The organism is Amycolatopsis sp. NPDC028719 (assembly GCF_055565395.1).
This window is the reverse complement of the sequence record NZ_JBVHUL010000005.1, coordinates 730,198-747,300: the sequence shown is the minus strand read 5'-3', so window position 1 is coordinate 747,300 and position 17,103 is coordinate 730,198. Positions and strand designations below refer to the sequence as shown.

General features: G+C 71.8%; 15 protein-coding genes. 4 read left to right on the top strand and 11 right to left on the bottom strand.

The window, feature by feature from the left end; all coding sequences use genetic code 11:
• Window positions 1–4: 4 nt before the first annotated feature.
• The 5 genes from ACZ4TR_RS26805 to ACZ4TR_RS26785 all read right to left on the bottom strand — a co-directional run bounded on the left by ACZ4TR_RS26805 (window position 5) and on the right by ACZ4TR_RS26785 (window position 4,126).
• A complete protein-coding gene (locus tag ACZ4TR_RS26805; RefSeq protein ID WP_465289519.1) occupies window positions 5–220 on the bottom strand; it encodes a hypothetical protein in 216 nt (71 codons plus the stop codon).
• Window positions 217–747, bottom strand: coding sequence for a GNAT family N-acetyltransferase (locus tag ACZ4TR_RS26800; RefSeq protein WP_465289518.1), 531 nt, complete (start codon window positions 745–747; stop codon window positions 217–219). Before ACZ4TR_RS26800 ends, ACZ4TR_RS26805 begins: the two co-directional genes overlap by 4 nt.
• 42 nt (window positions 748–789) lie before the next feature.
• Entirely contained in the window at window positions 790–1,992 is a 1,203-nt protein-coding gene (locus tag ACZ4TR_RS26795; RefSeq protein ID WP_465289517.1) for an LCP family protein, read from the bottom strand.
• Window positions 1,993–2,095: 103 nt separating this feature from the next.
• Entirely contained in the window at window positions 2,096–3,343 is a 1,248-nt protein-coding gene (locus ACZ4TR_RS26790) for a class I SAM-dependent methyltransferase (protein WP_465289516.1), read from the bottom strand.
• A gap of 90 nt (window positions 3,344–3,433) precedes the next feature.
• Window positions 3,434–4,126, bottom strand: a complete 693-nt coding sequence (locus ACZ4TR_RS26785; RefSeq protein WP_465289515.1) for an alpha/beta hydrolase — start codon at window positions 4,124–4,126, stop codon at window positions 3,434–3,436.
• Between the two features lie 118 nt (window positions 4,127–4,244).
• Here ACZ4TR_RS26785 and ACZ4TR_RS26780 point away from each other — a divergent pair, with 118 nt between their 5' ends.
• Both ACZ4TR_RS26780 and ACZ4TR_RS26775 read left to right on the top strand, forming a co-directional pair.
• Window positions 4,245–4,973 carry an SIS domain-containing protein gene (locus ACZ4TR_RS26780; RefSeq protein WP_465289514.1) on the top strand — a complete coding sequence of 243 codons (729 nt, stop codon included), beginning with the start codon at window positions 4,245–4,247 and terminating at the stop codon, window positions 4,971–4,973.
• A 114-nt stretch (window positions 4,974–5,087) separates the two neighbouring features.
• Window positions 5,088–6,254 (top strand): serine hydrolase domain-containing protein, encoded by a 1,167-nt coding sequence (locus tag ACZ4TR_RS26775; RefSeq protein ID WP_465289513.1) that lies wholly within the window; start codon window positions 5,088–5,090, stop codon window positions 6,252–6,254.
• Window positions 6,255–6,369: 115 nt separating this feature from the next.
• Here ACZ4TR_RS26775 and ACZ4TR_RS26770 read toward each other — a convergent pair whose 3' ends face one another.
• Together ACZ4TR_RS26770 and ACZ4TR_RS26765 are read right to left on the bottom strand one after the other, a co-directional pair.
• A complete protein-coding gene (locus tag ACZ4TR_RS26770; protein WP_465289512.1) occupies window positions 6,370–8,247 on the bottom strand; it encodes an ABC transporter ATP-binding protein in 1,878 nt (625 codons plus the stop codon).
• Window positions 8,248–8,344: 97 nt separating this feature from the next.
• The gene (locus tag ACZ4TR_RS26765) at window positions 8,345–8,773 is read right to left on the bottom strand and encodes a MarR family winged helix-turn-helix transcriptional regulator (RefSeq protein ID WP_465289511.1); all 429 of its coding nucleotides are present in this window, start codon (window positions 8,771–8,773) and stop codon (window positions 8,345–8,347) included.
• Window positions 8,774–8,845: 72 nt separating this feature from the next.
• Between ACZ4TR_RS26765 and ACZ4TR_RS26760 the strand changes: the two genes are divergently transcribed.
• Together ACZ4TR_RS26760 and ACZ4TR_RS26755 are read left to right on the top strand one after the other, a co-directional pair.
• Entirely contained in the window at window positions 8,846–9,697 is an 852-nt protein-coding gene (locus ACZ4TR_RS26760; RefSeq protein ID WP_465289510.1) for an LLM class flavin-dependent oxidoreductase, read from the top strand.
• A gap of 187 nt (window positions 9,698–9,884) precedes the next feature.
• The gene (locus ACZ4TR_RS26755) at window positions 9,885–11,153 is read left to right on the top strand and encodes a glycosyltransferase 87 family protein (protein WP_465289782.1); all 1,269 of its coding nucleotides are present in this window, start codon (window positions 9,885–9,887) and stop codon (window positions 11,151–11,153) included.
• Here the strand turns inward: ACZ4TR_RS26755 and ACZ4TR_RS26750 are convergent, their stop codons facing one another.
• The 4 genes from ACZ4TR_RS26750 to ACZ4TR_RS26735 all read right to left on the bottom strand — a co-directional run bounded on the left by ACZ4TR_RS26750 (window position 11,154) and on the right by ACZ4TR_RS26735 (window position 16,935).
• Complete coding sequence (locus tag ACZ4TR_RS26750; protein WP_003071237.1) at window positions 11,154–11,363, bottom strand: helix-turn-helix domain-containing protein; 210 nt, start codon at window positions 11,361–11,363, stop codon at window positions 11,154–11,156.
• Between the two features lie 178 nt (window positions 11,364–11,541).
• A complete protein-coding gene (locus ACZ4TR_RS26745; protein ID WP_465289509.1) occupies window positions 11,542–13,170 on the bottom strand; it encodes an ABC-F family ATP-binding cassette domain-containing protein in 1,629 nt (542 codons plus the stop codon).
• Between the two features lie 144 nt (window positions 13,171–13,314).
• The gene (locus ACZ4TR_RS26740; protein ID WP_465289508.1) at window positions 13,315–13,986 is read right to left on the bottom strand and encodes an acVLRF1 family peptidyl-tRNA hydrolase; all 672 of its coding nucleotides are present in this window, start codon (window positions 13,984–13,986) and stop codon (window positions 13,315–13,317) included.
• Between the two features lie 72 nt (window positions 13,987–14,058).
• The gene (locus ACZ4TR_RS26735; protein WP_465289507.1) at window positions 14,059–16,935 is read right to left on the bottom strand and encodes a S8 family serine peptidase; all 2,877 of its coding nucleotides are present in this window, start codon (window positions 16,933–16,935) and stop codon (window positions 14,059–14,061) included.
• Window positions 16,936–17,103 lie beyond the last annotated feature (168 nt).

Below are 17,103 nucleotides of genomic sequence, written 5' to 3'. Positions count from 1 at the left end.
GCGGTCAGCGACGCCACCCGCGGGGCGGCCAAGGCCGGGGCCGGCGCAGTCCGGCCGCCGGCCACCTTCTCGGGCGGTCACGCCGGCGCCGCCGGATCGCGTACTCGTGCGCGTCCGCGCGGCTCCCGCGTTTCGCGGCCCGGTTCGTGAACTCGCGCCGCTCGCACAGCCACCGGTGGCTCGGCTCGGCTCCGCGCGGGAACGTCAGCATCTCTTTCACGGCTTTTCCTTCCGCCACACGTGATTCGTCCCCGCACACGCCGGCGCGAGTGGCTTCTCGACCGGTTCCTCGCGCACCTTCGTGAATCCGAGGCGCGCGGGGACCGCTCCACTTCGGACGTTCAGCTCGTCGTGCTTGATCTCGACGTACCCGGCGCCGAGCCGGAACGCCTCCGCCGTCAACAGCGAAACGGCGCGCGTCACCAGCCCGCGGCCGACGAAGTCCCGCGCGAGCCAGTAGCCGATCTCGACCCCGCCTTCGCGCGCCATGATGCCGACGGCGCCCGCGATCGAGCCGCCGACGCGGAGGGCGAAGTCGTGCGTTTCCCCGGTTTCCCAGTTCTTCCGGGTGCGCTGCAGGAACTCGGTGCTGTCTTCGGCCGTGTAGCCGTCGGTGGCCCAGATCATCCAGGCCCCGATGTGGTCGAGGGACCCGGCGACCGTCGCGGTGAGTTCCGGGGCGTCGGCGAACGTCCAGCGGGTCAGGGAAAACTCGTCACGTGCAAAGGTCTCGGCCGGGGTCTCCATGGGTTCCATGGTGCCCCGGCCGAGACCTCGAGCGCTTCCGAATTAATTGACGATGACGCTGTCCGGGATCTCCGTGTCGTTCTTCAGCGCGTCGAACATCTGCTTCGACTTGGTCTTGTCCCAGTTCTCCGCCGACCCGCTGGTCACCGGGACCGTCGTCGTCACCACGCCACCCGAGGAGATGCCGCGCATCGCCAGCGCCAGGCCCACCAGGTTGTGCACGTGGTCGCCCGAGTCCAGCGTCAGCGCGTCCGGCCCCGAGCCCAGCAGCGGGAAGAAGTGGAACGGGTTGAGCAGCGTGCCCGGGCTGGCGATCTGGCTGACCAGCGCGCCGATGAACTTGCGCTGGTTGGCGACGCGGTCGAGGTCCGAGCGCGGGGTCGCGTCGCTGTGGCGCATCCGGACGAAGCCCAGCGCCGAGCGGCCGTCGAGGGACTGGCAGCCGGCCTTGATGCTGATGTTGGTGAAGGTGTCGTTCATGTCCTTGTCGATGCACATGTCGACCCCGCCGATCGCGTCGACGATCTTGGCGAACCCGCCGAAGCCGATCTCCGCGTAGTGGTCGATGTGCAGGCCGGTGGCACCTTCGACGGTCTGCGCGAGCAGCTTCGGCCCGCCGAGGGAGAACGCCGCGTTGATCTTGTTCTTGCCGTGGCCGGGAATCGACACCTGCGAGTCGCGCGGCAGCGACAGCAGCGTCGGCTTCGTGGAGTTGTCCGGGATGTGCGCGACCATGATCGTGTCGGTGCGCTGCCCGCCGCCGGCCGCCGCGACGTCGCCGGTGGCCAGGCGCTCCTCGTCCGCGGCGGTGAGTCCCTCACGGCTGTCGGAGCCGACGATCAGCCAGTTGGTGCCGGACGCGGCGACCGGGCGGCCGGAGTAGTCGGCGAGCGCGTCGACGCGCTTGATGGAGAACTCCAGGTAGACCCAGATGCCGGCGAGGAAGACGACGAACACCAGCACCAGCGTCAGCAGGATCCGGCCGAAGCTCCAGCGACGCCGGCGCGGCGGCCGGGACGGCGGGTAGTCGTCGTCCACCGGGCGCCGGGGCGGGTCCTGACGCGGCGGGGGCGGCGCGTACTGCCGCTCGTCCTCGCGGGTACCCATCGGGCGGGTGCGCTCGTCGTACGGGCTCTGGCCGCGACCGGGCAGCGGCATCATCTGCGCGCGCTGGTGGTCGCGGGAGCGCCCGCCCGGCCGGGGCGGCGGCATCCGGCGCCCGCCGTCGTCGCCACGGTACGTCATCACCCATCACCCAATCCCGATTCGGACAAACCTGTCGTCGTCAGTCAACCGCACGTCCTCGAAAGGAGGACGTGCGGCACCGGGTCGGGGTTGCCGACGGAGGTTACTTGTCGGTCACCTCGTAGCCGAACTGGTGGACCTTGAGGTACCCGGAGCGGAACCCGGCCTCGGAATAGGCCAGGTAGAACTCCCACATCCGGCGGAAGACGTCGTCGAACCCGAACCCGGCGATGTCGGTCCAGCGGTGCAGGAACCGTTCGCGCCACAACCGTAGCGTGCGCGCGTAGTCCTGGCCGAACTCGCGCATCCCGGCCAGCCTGAGCCGGGTGTTCGCGACCAGGCCGTCTTCGATCGAGCGGACCGACGGGATGATGCCGCCCGGGAAGATGTACTTGTGGATCCAGGTGTAGGCGCGCGAGGCCGCCAGCATCCGGTCGTGGTCCATGGTGATGGCCTGCAGGCCGAACCGCCCGCCGGGGCGCAGCCGCTCCCCGATCGTGGCGTAGAACGCCGGCCAGTAGGACGCCCCGACCGCCTCGATCATCTCGACGCTGACCACGGCGTCGTACTGGCCGCTCGACTCGCGGTAGTCGCACAGCTTCACGTCGACGCGGTCGGAGAACCCGGCCGCGGCGATCCGCTCGGTGGCCAGCGCCCGCTGTTCCTCCGAGATGGTCAGCGACGTCACCTGGGCGCCGCGGGCCGCGGCGCGGATGGCGAGTTCACCCCATCCGGTGCCGATTTCGAGGACCTCGCTGCCCGCGCGGACGCCGGCGTAGTCGAGCACGCTGTCGATCTTGCGGTGCTGGGCGGCGGTGAGGTCCTCGCCGGGGCCGAACAGCGCCGAGGAGTACATCATCGACTCGTCGAGGAAGGCCCCGAACAGGTCGTTGGACAGGTCGTAGTGCCGGTGGATGTTGGCCCGCGCGCCTTCGAGGGTGTTCTCCTCCGACGGCGGCTGCGTGCGCTCGGCGATCCGCCGGAACTTCTGCAGCACCGGCGGCACGAGCGTGGCCATCCGCTCGGCGAACGGCGTCAGCACCTCGGCCAGGTCGGACGCGGTCCAGTCACCGGCCATGTAGGACTCGCCGAAGCCGATCTTGGCGTCGACGCCGAGGCGGTGGAAGAACGCTTCCGGCCGCAGAATCCGCATTTCGGGTGATTCCGGGCCGCCGGCGCCGAGCACCGTGCCGTCGGGGAACGTCACCCGCACGTCGAGCGGGCGGACCGCACGGCGGAAGAGCGAGGCGGCGATCCGCGCGCGCAGTGCGGACCGCGGCGGGCTGGCCAGCCCCGGCCAGCGGGACTCGTCGGGGATGTCCTGAGCGCGGTCAACACTCGAGGTGGTCACGGTTCTCCCTCCGGCCGGCCTGGTGCGCCGGTGATTTTAGTCGCCGCACCCCCGCGGCGCGTTTCGCTGTATGCCCTGTTCGGGGCGGTTCTACACCGGTATTCGGAGCCGCTCGGGCCCCGGCGCGGCCCACGCGCCGCGCAGCTCGTCGGCGGGGTCCCCGGCGAGCACTTCCAGTGTGAAAGCAATCGTCAGCCGGGTCCACACGGACGACCGGCGGAGCATCGCGTGGCCTTCGTTGGCGATCTCGAACCGGGCGACGCGGGCGGCCACGCCCTCGGCGCGTTCGGCGAAGGCGTGCGACTCCGCCGGGCTGGTCATCCGGTCGCGGGTGCCGTGGACGATGAGCACCGAGCGCCCGGCGACGGCGTCCACCGGCTCGCCCCGCGGCGTCCACGGCGCGAGCGCGCAGACCCCGCGCACGGCCGGGTCGTCCGCCACGCGCAGCGCCACCCGGGCGCCCATGGAGTGTCCGACCAGGACCACCGGCAGGCCGGGGTGGTCGGCGCGGATGCGCTCGAGGGCCCAGCGGGCGTCGTCGAGCGGATCCATGGCGGGGGCGTTCCAGCCGTAACGGCGGTTGCGCAGCAGCCGCACCTCGACGCCGTCCTTGCGGCCGGCCCGGTGCAGGGCGCGCGCGATCGGGACCATCCGGAGGTAGGCCAGCTTCCAGGGCGGCACGGCGCCGGTGCCGCGCTCGGCGCCGCCGTGCAGCACGAGCACCACCGCTTCGGTCCGCCCGCGTGCCCGCCGCACGGACACCGCCGGTTCCGCTTCGCTCACCCGTGTCCTCCTGTCGGCCCCGCATCCGGGTCAACCGCGCCCGCCCACCGGGCTATTCCACCGCGTACCACCATCTTCGCGGTAGATTCGGCGCCCGGTCCCCTACGGAAGGGTGGGTGTGGTGAGCGCCACGGACATCGCGGGCAGCGTCGCCAAGCAACTGGCGGACGTCGAGCAGGCCAACGCCGAGGCAGTGCGCGAAGCGGCGGATCTGGTGCTGGGGGTGATCCGGGCGGACGCACTGGTCTATACCGCCGGCGCCGGGCACTCGCTGGCCGCCGTCGCCGAGACGTTCTACCGGGCCGGCGGCCTGGCCTGCGTGTACCCGCTGTACCACCCGGACCTGCTCCCGCTGCACGGCGCGGTGAGCAGCACGAAGACCGAACGGCGCACCGGCCTGGCCGCCGAGGTCCTGGCCGAGCGCGCGCCGGGGCCGGACGACGTGCTGGTCGTGTTCTCGACGTCCGGGTCGAACCCGTACCCGGTCGAGCTGTGCATCGAGGCCCGCAAGCGGGGGGCGGCGGTCATCGCGATCACGTCGCGGGCGTGCGTGGCGGCGGCGCCGCGGCGGTCGTCGAGCACGCTGGTCGAGCAGGGCACCGTCGTGCTGGACTCGCTGGTCATCCCCGGCGACGCGAGCTACCCGCCGGACGCGCCGCGGACCGCGCCGCTGTCCACTGTGGTCAACGCGTTCCTGTGGAACCTCGTGCTCGCCCAGGTCTACGACCGCGGGACGGCCGAAGGCCTCGACGTCCCGCTGTGGCGCAGCTCCAATGTGGAGGGCGGCGACGAGGCGAACGCGGCGCTGCTGGAGAAGTACGGCGCGATCGTGCCGCGGCTGAAGTAGCGGTTCGTGGAGAAGCACCGGCCGGGCATGCCTTGACGGGCGTGCCCGGCCCCCTTTAGCGTCTCCATACCGACTGGTCGGTGTGGCCCGGTCGCGGCGCTCGGAGGAGGTCCCATGGACGGTTCCACGGCGACGGTGCACGGTGTGTGCGCCCCCGGTTTCGAGCCGGTGCGCGACGCCTTCGAAGCGAACTTCCGCGAGCGCGGCGAGCTGGGCGCCGCGTTCACGGCCCTCCGCCACGGCGAAGTCGTCGTGGACCTGTGGGGCGGCTGGGCCGACCCGGACCGCACCCGCGAGTGGCGGCCGGACACCCTCGCCAACGTGTGGTCGACGACCAAGGGCATGACCGCCATCTGCGCGCACCGGCTCGCCGACGCCGGCGAGCTGGACGTCGACGCGCCGGTCGCGAAGTACTGGCCCGAGTTCGCCGCCGCGGGCAAGGACGGGATCCCGGTCCGGTGGCTGCTCTCGCACCGCTCCGGCGTGCCCGGGATCGGCCTCGACCGGCCGGTGACGGTCGAGGAGCTCTACGACTGGGACCTGATGACGTCGCTGTTCGCGGCGCAGGAACCGTTGTGCGAACCGGGTTCCGCGGGCGGGTACCACGCGCTGGCGTACGGCTGGCTCGTCGGCGAGGTCGTCCGGCGGATCGCCGGGCAGGGCGTTCGCGAGTTCTTCGCCGAACAGGTCGCCGGGCCGCTGGGCGCGGACTTCTCGATCGGGCTGGGTCCCGACGCCGATCTGGACCGCTGCGCGACCCTGGTCGACCCGGTCATGACGGAAGAGATGGCGAACGCGCTGGCCACAGCGTTCGCCAGTGCCGGCCCGGTCGCGCAGGCCGCGCTGACCAACCCGCAGCTCGCGGGGCACCACGCGAACGAACCGGCCTGGCGCCACGCCGTCCTGCCGGCGTTGAACGGCCACGGCACGGCTCGCGCGATCGCGACCATCTACGGCGGGCTGCTGGACGGGACGCTGCTGTCTCCCGCGGGCCTGGCCCGGGCCCGGGAAAGCCAGGGCAAGGAGATCGACGCGGTGCTCGGCCTGCCGAACGAGTGGGGCCTGGGCTTCTACCTCGGCAGCGACGCCCGCGGCTTCGGCCCCAACCCCACGGCCTTCGGCCACGACGGCCTCGGCGGCTCCACCGGCGCCGTCGACCCGGAGAACGGCATCGCCTTCGGCTACACCCTCAACCAGCTGGGCCCCCTGATCCGCGACGACCCCCGCAAGATGGCCCTGGTCCAGTCCCTCTACACGTGCGTCGAGGGGCATCATCCGTGACTGAAGGGGACACACGTGTGATTGGCGGGGCATCGCGCTGATGCCCCGCCAATCACACGTGATGCCCGCCCAGTCACGGGTGATGCCCCTGCAATCACGGGTGACGCCCGGCTGATCACGCCACGGCGGATTCCTGGTCGGCGAACTGAGTTGCGTGGAGGGTTGCGTAGCGGCCGTTCGCGGCCAGGAGTTCCTCGTGCGTGCCGCGTTCGACGATCTCGCCGTGCTCCAGGACGAGGATCTGGTCGGCGGCGCGGACCGTCGAGAGGCGGTGCGCGATGACCAGGGCCGTGCGGCCGGCCAGCGCGTGGGTCAGGGCTTCGCCGACCGCCGCCTCGGACTCCGAGTCCAGGTGCGCGGTCGCCTCGTCCAGCACGACGACCTTGGGCTGCGCCAGCAGCAACCGCGCGATCGTCAGCCGCTGACGCTCGCCGCCGGAGAGGCGGTAGCCGCGCTCCCCCACCGTCGTGTCGAGGCCGTCCGGCAGCGAACGCGCCAGCTCACCGAGCCGCGCCCGCTCCAGCGCCGCCCAGATCTCGTCGTCGGTGACGCCCGGTCGCGCGTAGGCCAGGTTCGCGCGGATCGTCTCGTGGAACAGGTGCCCGTCCTGGGTCACGACGCCGACGGTTTCCCGCAGCGACGCGAAAGTCAGGTCCCGCACGTCCACATCGGACAGCCGCACCGACCCGGAGTCGACGTCGTACAGCCGCGGCAGCAGCGACGCGATCGTCGACTTCCCCGCGCCCGAAGACCCGACCAGCGCGACCATCTGCCCCGCCTCGGCGCGGAACGAGATCCCGTGCAGCACCTCTTCCCCGCCGCGGTGGTCGAGCGTCGCGACGTCCTCCAGCGACGCCAGCGAATACCGGTCCGCCGCCGGGTAACCGAAGCGGACGTCGGAGAACTCGACGGACACACCACCGGCGGAAGTAGCGGGCAGCGCCTGCGCGGACGGCTTCTCTTCGATCATCGGCTTCAGGTCGAGGACCTCGAAGACCCGCTCGAAGGACACCAGCGCCGTCATGACGTCGACGCGCACGTTCGCCAGCGCGGTCAGCGGTGCGTAGAGCCGGGTCAGCAGCAGCGCGAGCGCGACGACGGTGCCCGGCGCGAGCTTGCCGGTCAGCGCGAGATACCCGCCGAGGCCGTAGACGAGCGCCTGCGCCAGCGCCGAAACCAGGGTCAGGCTCGTCATGAACCAGCGGGTCAGCATCGCGGTCCGCACGCCGATGTCGCGCACGCGCCCCGCGCGCACGCCGAAGTCGTCCGCTTCCTGGACCGGCCGGCCGAAGAGCTTGACCAAGGTCGCGCCCGGCGCGGAGAACCGTTCGGTCATCTGCGTGGTCATGCCGGCGTTGAGGTTCGCGGCTTCGCGCTGCAGCCCGGCCATCCGGCGGCCGAGCCGCCGCGCGGGCAGCACGAAGATCGGCAGCAGCACCAGCGCGAGCAGCGTGACCTGCCACGACAGCGTCAGCATGACGGCGAGCGAAAGCGCCAGCTGGATCGTGTTGGTGACCAGGCCGGACAGCGTCGCGGTGAACGTCCGCTGCGCGCCGATGACGTCGTTGTTCAGCCGCGAGACCAGCGCACCGGTGCGGGTGCGCGTGAAGAAGGCGATCGGCATCCGCTGCACGTGCTCGAACACCGCGCGCCGCAGGTCGTAGATGATGCCCTCGCCGATGCGCGCGGACTGCCAGCGCTCGACGAGGCCGAATCCGGCGTCAGCCACCGCGAGCAGGGCGATGACGACCGCGAGCCAGACGACCAGCGGCAGGTCCCGGCCGCCGACGATCGCGTCGACCACCTTGCCCGCCAGCACCGGTGTCGAGACGGCCAGGACCGCCGAGACGACGGTCAGCACGAGGAAGGCGACCAGCCGCCGCCAGTGCGGCCGGGCGAACCGCGCGACGCGTTTCAGCGTGCCGCGGCTCAGCCCTTTCGGGACGTCGTTGGCGCGCATCGCCGAGCTCAGCAGCGCCCAGGTGTTGTCCATGAGGAACCCCCAGTGTCAAAACCTCTACTATAGCCGAGGTTTTCTCCGGATATGACCTGGACAACGTCCCCGTCGTCCGTTTGCTTCCCGCTGCCGTTCACTCCCCGCGAACAACGCGGCGCAGTGCGGCGCGCAGCCGCTCCGCGTCCCCTTCGTCCAGGGGCTCCAACAGCATCGCCTCGGCCTGCCGCGTCACTTCTTCCCCCGCCGCGCGGACCCGCTCGCCTTCGCCGGTCAGGGTGACGAGGCGCTTGCGGCGGTCGCCGGGCGCGACCTCCCGCCGGACCAGTTTCTTGTCCTCCAGCTCGTCGACCAGCGCGACCATCGTCGTCCGGTCGATCCCCAGCCGGGCCGCGCCCTCCTGCTGCGACAGCGCCGGCCCGTCCCCGAACAGGGTGAGCAGCGCGAGCTGCCGGCCGGTGACGCCGAGCGGCGCGTACAGCGGCTCGGCCAGCTCGGCGAGCCGCAGCTGGGCGTGCTTGAGCAGGTAGCCGAGCCGGCGGGTGACGGCGAGGTCGCTGGACACGGGATGACTCTACACTTAAGCTGATCGTCAGTTTCACTGATGATTTGCCATACTGATAATCAGGAGGACATCGTGGTCACCGTCGGCCTCAAGCCACCGCAGCAGCACATCGGCATCGCGGCGCTCCGCCAGATCTGGGCCATCGCCGACGACGCCGGCTTCGACGGCTGCTGGGTCTTCGACCACCTCGCCCCGATGGGCCCGGACCGCACCGGCGACGTCTTCGACGGCTGGTCACTCCTCGCGGCGATGGCCGAGGCGACGCAGCGGCTGCGCATCGGATGTCTGGTCTCGGGCACCACCAACCGCCACCCGGGCACGTTCGCGAAGATCGCCGCGACCGTCGACCACCTTTCCGGCGGCCGGCTGGACGTCGGCCTGGGCGCCGGCGGGGACGCGTACACCGACGCGATGATGGGCACGCCGACGCCGCCACCGGTCGAACGCGTCGAAAGACTGGCCGAGACCTGCGAAATCCTCCGTCTGCTGTGGACCCACGGGGAAACCGATTACCGTGGCCGCCACTACACGCTGACCGGCGCGCGCAGCGACCCGAAGCCCCGGCAGCCGAAGCCGCCGCTGTGGCTGGGCAGCAGCGGCGAGAAGCTCGGCCTGCGCGTCGTCGCCGAACACGCCGACGTGTGGCTCAACGCCGCCCTGCCGGGCACGGAAATCACCGAGCTGCAACGGCTTTCGCGCGTACTGGACGAGCACTGCGCGGCGGTCGGCCGCGACCCGGCGACGGTCCGCCGCGCCGTGCAGTTCCGGCTGCCGTCCGATGCGGACGGTGCCGTGCGGCTCGCGCGCGACTACGTCGAGGCGGGCTTCACCGAGCTGGTCCTCATGCCGGCCGGGCCTGACAACGTCGTCAAAGCGGCCGAGGCCGCCGCGGAGCTGCTCCCCCGCCTGCGAGAACTGGCCTGACCGCCCCAGCCGCTCCCGCGCCGAGGCCGCCGCGGGGACGCTGCCGGGCCTGCGAGGCGTCGGCTGAACCGGGCACCCGGCCCGTCGGTAGCCTGGCGACGTGGAAACGGAGGTGGGCCGGGCGCCCGCACGGCGGCGCGCGGCACGGCTCTTCACGGCCCCCGCGGTCACTCTCGACCGGGCGCCGCTGCGGTGGGACCTCGGCTTCTACCTCGTCTGCCTGGCCTTCGCCCTGCCCACCGCGCTCAAGTCCGAGTTCTACGGCTACCGCGTCTGGGGAAACTTCGCGACCGTCGCCTACGCCCTCGGCGCGCTGCACAGCGGGTGGCTGCTGCTGTCCGCACGAACCGGGCGCACGCCCCGCGGCCTGCTCGGCTCGCGCTGGTGCGGGATCGCCGCCGTCGGCCTGTTGGCAATGATCCTTCCGTTGCTGCTTCTGGTGATCCGGCGGCTGACCGGAGTGGACTGGCTGATCACGCCGTTCTCGTGGGCCGCGCAGCCCGAGGTCTGGGTGATCGAGCGGTCCGCGGATCTGCTGCTGCACCACGGAACGCCGTACGTCGACGTCACCGCGCTCGGCCGGGCACCGGAAGTCAACGACTACACCCCCTACGGGCCGGTGATGGCCGTCTTCGGGCTGCCGCGCGCGCTGTTCGGCGGCACGCCGCTGGGCGACGCCCTCACCGACGCCCGCTGGATGTTCGCCCTGGCCGCCTGCGCGTGCGTGCTGGGCACGCTGAAACTGCTGAAGTGGCCGAAGGTGCCGGTCGGCGCCGCCCAGCTCGCGCTGGCCTGCCCGCTCACCGCGCTCACCTGGGCCGTCGCCGGGCCGGACCTGGCGATCGTCGGGCTGCTGGTCCTCGCCTGCGCGCTCGCCGCCACCGGGCGGGCCGCCTGGGCGGGCCTGGTGCTGGCGCTGGTCGTCAGCGCGAAGCTCATCGTCGCGCCCGCGGCCGCGGTCCTGGCGGTGTTCGTGCTGGTACGCCGGGGCCGGGTCGGCCGCGAAACCGGGCTCGACTGGCCCGCCGTGGGCCGGTTCGGGTCAGCGCTGGTGGCCACCACGGCCGCACTGCACCTGCCGGTGTACCTCGTGGACCCGGCGGCGTTCGTGGAACACGTCTTCCGGTTTCCGCTCGGGATGGGCGCCGTGCGCTCGCCCGCGGCGAGCCCGTTGCCGGGCCACCTGATCGCCGGGATCGGCCCGGTGGGCCAGGTCGCGGCGTTCGCGCTCGTCGGCGCCGCGGCCGTGGCGATGGTCGTCTGGCTGGTGCGCCGGCCCCCCGCGAACGGCTCCGGCGCACTGCTGCGCATCGCCGTCGGACTCGGCGCCTTGATCCTGCTCACCCCGGCCACCCGCTACGGTTACCTGGTGTACCCGCTGGTCCTGCTCGGGGCCCACCTGACGTTCCGCGTGGCCGAAGCTTCCACTGCGCGCCCCCCGCGCAGCAGTTCGTGACTACTTCTTCTTGACCCTCGTGGCCCCGCCGCGCCCCCGCAGCTGGACCCCGGACTCCGACAGCACGCGGTGGACGAACCCGTAGGAACGCCCCGTCGACTCCGCGAGTGCCCGGATGCTCGAGCCCTTCTCGTATTTCTTCTTCAGGTCAGCGGCCAGCTTGTCGCGCGTGTTGCCGGTGATCCGCGCGCCTTTCTTGAGATCAGCCACGTCGATCGCCTTCCCGCCGAGAGTGTTCTGGGCCACATATCGGCCCCTGCCGGGGCAATGATCGAACACTGAGCGCCGGAATGCCAGACGACAGACGTAAAACAGCCGAAACTGCGATCACATTGGGCCATTCCAGTGCTCGGTCGCAACGATCTTGCACCCGAATGGACGCACAGAGTCACGCAAGCTGGACAAGTTCCAGATAGTCCGCCGACCAGTGGTCCTCGGTCCCGTCGGGCAGCAGGATGACCCGCTCCGGCTCCAGCGCCTCGACGGCGCCGGGGTCGTGCGTGACCAGCACGACGGCACCGGCGAAGCTCCGCAAAGCGTCCAGGACCTGGGCCCGGCTGGCCGGGTCCAGGTTGTTCGTCGGCTCGTCGAGGAGCAAGACGTTGGCAGCGCTGGAGACCAGGCCCGCGAGCGCGAGCCGGGTCTTCTCGCCGCCGGAAAGCGTGCCGGCGGGCTGGTCGAGTTGTTCGCCGGTGAAGAGGAACGAGCCGAGCAGGTTCCGCAACTCCTGAGCACCGGTGTCCGGGGAGAGATGTCGGATGTTTTCCCACACCGACGCATCATGATCAAGAGTTTCGTGTTCCTGTGCGTAATAGCCCAAGCGCATTCCGTGACCCGGCACGATCTCCCCGGTGTCGGGAGTTTCCATTCCGCCGAGGAGCCGGAGCAAAGTGGTCTTTCCCGCGCCGTTCAGCCCGAGTACGACGACCTTCGAACCGCGGTCGATCGCGAGATCGACCCCGGTGAAGATTTCCAGTGAGCCGTACGACTTCGAGAGGCCCTCGGCGGTGAGCGGGGTCCGGCCGCACGGCGCGGGCTCCGGGAACTTGATCCGGGCCACCTTGTCGGCCACCCGGGTCTCGTCGAGCGCCGAGAGCATCTGCTCGGCGCGGCGGGCCATGTTCTTGGCCGCCACGGCCTTCGTCGCCTTCGCGCCGAGCTTCGCGGCCTGCTGCTGCAGCGCCGACGCCTTCTTCTCGGCGTTGGCGCGCTCGCGGCGGCGGCGTTTCTCGTCGGTCGCGCGCGCGTCGAGGTAGCGCTGCCAGCCCATGTTGTACAGGTCGAGCTCGCCGCGGGTGGCGTCGAGGAACCAGACCTTGTTGACGACGTCGGCGAGCAGTTCGACGTCGTGGCTGATCACGACCAGGCCGCCGTCGTGCTGCTTGAGGAACCCGCGCAGCCAGTTGATGGAGTCGGCGTCGAGGTGGTTGGTCGGCTCGTCGAGCAGCAGGATCGTCTCGGACTTGCCGCCGGCGCCGGCTTCGGCCGCGGCGAACAGGATCCGCGCCAGCTCGACGCGGCGGCGCTGCCCGCCGGACAGCGTCTGCAGCGTCTGCGCCAGGATCCGGTCGGCCAGGCCGAGGTTCGAGCAGATCCGCGCGGCTTCGCTCTCCGCGGCGTACCCGCCGAGCGAGGAGAAGCGCTCTTCGAGCCGGGCGTAGCGGTTGATGGCCTTGTCGCGCGCGGCGTCGTCGACGAGCTCGGCCATCGAGGCCTGTGCCTTCTCCATGTCGCGCATCAGCTTGTCGAGGCCGCGCGCGGAGAGCACGCGGTCCTTCGCGGTGACCGAGAGATCACCTTCGCGCGGGTCCTGCGGCAGGTAGCCGAGTTCGCCGCTGCGGCGGACCTCGCCCGCGTGCGGCTCGCCCTCGCCGGCGAGGACCTTCAGCGAGGTGGTCTTGCCCGCGCCGTTGCGGCCGACGAGGCCGATGCGGTCGCCGGACTGGATGCGGATGGACGCGCCGTTGAGCAGGATGCGCGAACCCGCGCGCAGCTCAAGGCCGGTGGCCGTGATCAAGGGGAACTCCCGTGGACGGGGGTGAACGGAGGACAGCGTCGAACGGCCGGTCGGGTCGACCGGCGGCGGCGTCACTCCAGCTGGATATCCACGGAGACCAGTGTACGGGCCGGGGTCCACCGGATTTTCCGGACGTGTGCGGTCTCACCCGTCGTGCAGCGTGACCTGCACCGACAGCGCCCGCACGGCGGCTTCGTCCAGCACGGCCCGGCTCGGCTCGCCGACGTCGAGCACCCGCGGCTCGGCGCGGGCGAACAGCGGCGCCAGCCGGCGGTTCTCCCCCAGGGCGTCCAACGCCCGCCGGTCGCCGCCGAGCACCACGGCGTCCACTTCGGACAGCCGGGGCAGGAGCACTTCGAAGACGTCCTTCGCCGCGTCCTCGAGCGCGTGGCGCGCCTGGCCCGCGCGGCGCCGGGCGAAGCGCTGCTGCGACCAGCCGCCCGCGGCCGAACGGCCGTGCACGAGGTGCCGCCCGGTGCGCGACAGCTCGACACGGCCCCCGCGCGCGACGCCGACGCTGTGGCCACCCAGCCGCACCAGCACCAGCGCGATCCGCCGGGACACCAGCGCGTGGGCCAGGAGCGCGTCGACGACCAGGCCGTCGAACGTCCCGGACGGCGCTTCCAGCGGTCCGAAAGGGACGGTCGCGGTCGCGGTGGCGCCGTCGGCGGCCACCACGCGCACCGCGCGCTTCGCGACCTCGGTCGCGACGGCACCTTCGTGGCGGGCGGAGAAGCGGTCGAACCAGCCGGCCAGCCGGTCGGGCGGTACCTCCACCGCGCGGCCGCCGCCCGCGACCTGCCGGGGCTTCGCCATAGGGGAAACGGTACGGGGCCGCCGCGTCGCCGCGACGGCCCCGTACGGGTGGTTCAGTTCACTCGATGCCGGTTACAGCGGGTGCACCGGCCCGTTGTTCGTGTATCCCCGCACGTTCGACGGCGCTCCGGCCGCCGGGGGCTGCACGAACCCGTTGATGTGCAGGGCGACCGCGCGGATCGAGCCGGCGTCGCCGCCCGCCGCGTCGACCACGGAGAACGTCCACGTGCCGTCGACCGCCGCGCCCGCCAGGCCACCGGTCAGCGGCTGCGTCGGCCGCCACGTCCCGGTGAACGGCGCGTTGGCCGAGGTCACCGTGCTGAACGCGGCCGCCGCGGTGTCGGCGAAGACGACCTGGCACAGGTTCTTGCCCGAGCCGCCGTTGCGCTGGAACACCGTGGCCTTGGCCCCGGACGGCGCGGTGAGCGAGCCGACCAGGTCACCGACGTAGGTGTGGTCCAGCCCCACGGTGGTCGAGGCGGTCCCGGTGCTGCAGGTGGTGCCGTCCACGGAGAAGCTCACCTTGGACGCGCGGCCGACCCCGGTGACCGGGATGGTCACCGACGCGCCGACCGGGCTGTTGTCCGGGATCGCCACCGGCGCGCCGGTGTAGGCGAAGTCCTGCGCGACCGGCGACGGGGTGCCGACCGGCAGCGAGAACGTCGACGTCGTCGGCGAGTGCGCGCCGGCGAAGGTGACGCGGGCGTTCAGGACGACCGGCGCGCCGAGCTGCTGCGTCGCCGGGACGGTGATGGTGAAGTCGTTGACGCCGGTCTGTCCCGGGCTGATGGTGCCGTAGGACTTGGACCGCGGCGCCACCGTGACACCCGGGGTCGGGCTGGAGAGCACGACGCTGGTGGACACGGCGGTGCCGTCACCGTCGTTGGTCACCGGCAGGGTCACCTTGGCCGTGTCGCCCGGGTCGAGCGCGGAGCCGCCGTCGGCCGGGGTGACCGTCGGCTGCTTCGCCACCGCGAGGGGCTGCGGGCTGGCGCCGGTGTAGGCGAGCACCTTGTCCGCGAGGATGACGCCGGCGCCGGTGAAGTTGTCGCGGCCCGGGGTTTCGATGTCGATCGCGGTGTTGATCAGCGCTTCACGGACCTCCGACGGCGGCAGGCCGGGGTTGCCGGACAGCACCAGCGAGGCGATGGCGGCCGCGTGCGGCGCGGCGGCCGAGGTGCCGAAGAACGGGTTGAACCCGGTCACGCTGGTCTGCACGCCGTCGGCCGCGGTGATCTCCGGCTTGTTCCGGACCTCGCCGCCGGTCGAGGACACGTTGCCCGGGGTGATGGGCGTGCCGTCGGCTTCGTAGAACACGCGGCGCGGGCCGTCGGAGGTGAACCGCTCGGCCTTCGTGGCGCCGCTGAACGCCGCCGGGTACGGGCCCGCCGGGTTGGCCGGGTCACCGGGCTCGAGAGCCCGGCCGAAGGCCTTGGCCGCCGGAGCCGCCGCGACGCTGAAGGCGTCCCGCGCGGCCGAGTGGCCGACCGTGACACCCGGGGTGGTGAAGGCCTTGAGGCCGTCCGCCGAGTCCTTGAACCGGCCGCGCAGCGCGGACAGCGACAGGTAGCGGGCCTCACCGGAGAACTTCACGACGGCCAGGCGCAGCCCGGTGCCGCCGAAGGCCGGCGTCTGCAGGATCTCGAACGGGTCCTGCGTGCCGTCCTGGACGTTCTGGCTGAAGCTGACCACGCCGCCCGCGGAGTTGAGCAGGTAGAGGTCGTAGTCGTTCGCCGAGTGCCCGATCGGGTCGGACCAGTGCAGCGTCACCGGGACGCCGGCCGAAGAGGCGTCGGAGACGGGCTCGTAGATCTGGTTGCCCGCGGTGCCGGCGAAGTTGTGCGCGGTGCCGGCGAACTTGCCGACCGACTTGCCGGAGTCGACGAAGTCGCCTTCCCAGTGCCCGGCGGTGCCGTCGGCGACGTTGCCCTCGTTGCCCGCCGACGAGAAGTACAGCGCGCCGTCCGCGGTCACGTCGTTCACGGCCTGGGCGATGATCCAGTCCTGGAACGGGGATTCCTTGAAGTAGATGACGTCGTCGACGATGACGTCGCAGTGCGACTCGAAGCGCAGCTTGCGGATGTTGTCCGCGAAGCTGGCGTCGGAGTTGAACGCCGAGGCGAAGCCGAGCGCGGCGTTGGGCGCGAGGTCGTGGATGATCTCGAGCATCGCGGTGCCTTCGTCGCCGTCGCCCTCCTGCCCGGCGATGACGTCGACGTTCGGCGGGAGCTCGCCCTTGGCCTGCGACGCGGCCAGCGAGTCGATGCCGTCGGACAGCGCGCACGCCTTGACGCCGACGCCGGTGACGCCGAACTGCTGGCGCGCGATGTCGGCGTTGTGGGCGCGATCGCCTTCACTGGTCAGCGTGGCGGCCGCGGCGGCGCTGCGCTGCGACTTGCTCGCCACGGCCTTCTGCAGCTCGCCGGCGATGCGGTCGGCCTTCTGCTGCTTGGTTTCGGTCTTGGCCGGCGTCGTCGCCGGGGTGGCCAGTTCGCGGGCCGTCATGGCCTGGTCGGCCTGCTCGACGCGCTTGACGTCGCCGCGGGCGGCGATCGCGGCGAGCTGGTTCAGCGGCACCTCGGCGCGGACGCTGGCGTACCGGTCGGACACCGCGCGGATGCCCGCCCCGGCCTTGGTCAGCCCGCTGATGAGGTCCGGCGTCACCTTGCTCGCGCGGATGTCGACCAGGACGGTGCCGGCCGACGAGACCTGGGCACCGGACTGCAGCGCGGTGAGCTGCTTGGTGACGCCCTTCTGCGCGGCGAGGAGGTTGCTGTCCACTTTGGACTCGGCGGCGGTGCGGCCCGCCTTGACCGCCTGCAGGGCGGCGATCTGCTGCTGGGCGACTTCGCTGAACGTGTCCGGTGTGGACGCGGTGGCGGCGCCCGCGGCGGGCGGCGACACGAGGCCGAGGGCGGCGAGCAACGCCGCGGCCCCGGCTGTGAGCACAGTGGATCTCGATCTCGTGGAACGGGTACGACGCACGTGCGCCCTCCGATTGTCTCCAGGCGCGTGCCCCGACTCACGCTGACCGATCGCCGGTGATCACCGGCAGGATCAAGCTAAGTACTGTGAGTTCCCGGTAAGCAGCGGCCGTTCGAGTGACATCGGATGGGT

Coding starts and splice junctions, on each gene's coding strand:
- ACZ4TR_RS26800 (WP_465289518.1), bottom strand. CDS start 747: ATGGAGACCCCGGCCGAGACCTTTGCACGTGACGAGTTTTCCCTGACC.
- ACZ4TR_RS26775 (WP_465289513.1), top strand. CDS start 5,088: ATGGACGGTTCCACGGCGACGGTGCACGGTGTGTGCGCCCCCGGTTTC.
- ACZ4TR_RS26795 (WP_465289517.1), bottom strand. CDS start 1,992: ATGACGTACCGTGGCGACGACGGCGGGCGCCGGATGCCGCCGCCCCGG.
- ACZ4TR_RS26740 (WP_465289508.1), bottom strand. CDS start 13,986: ATGGCGAAGCCCCGGCAGGTCGCGGGCGGCGGCCGCGCGGTGGAGGTA.
- ACZ4TR_RS26770 (WP_465289512.1), bottom strand. CDS start 8,247: ATGGACAACACCTGGGCGCTGCTGAGCTCGGCGATGCGCGCCAACGAC.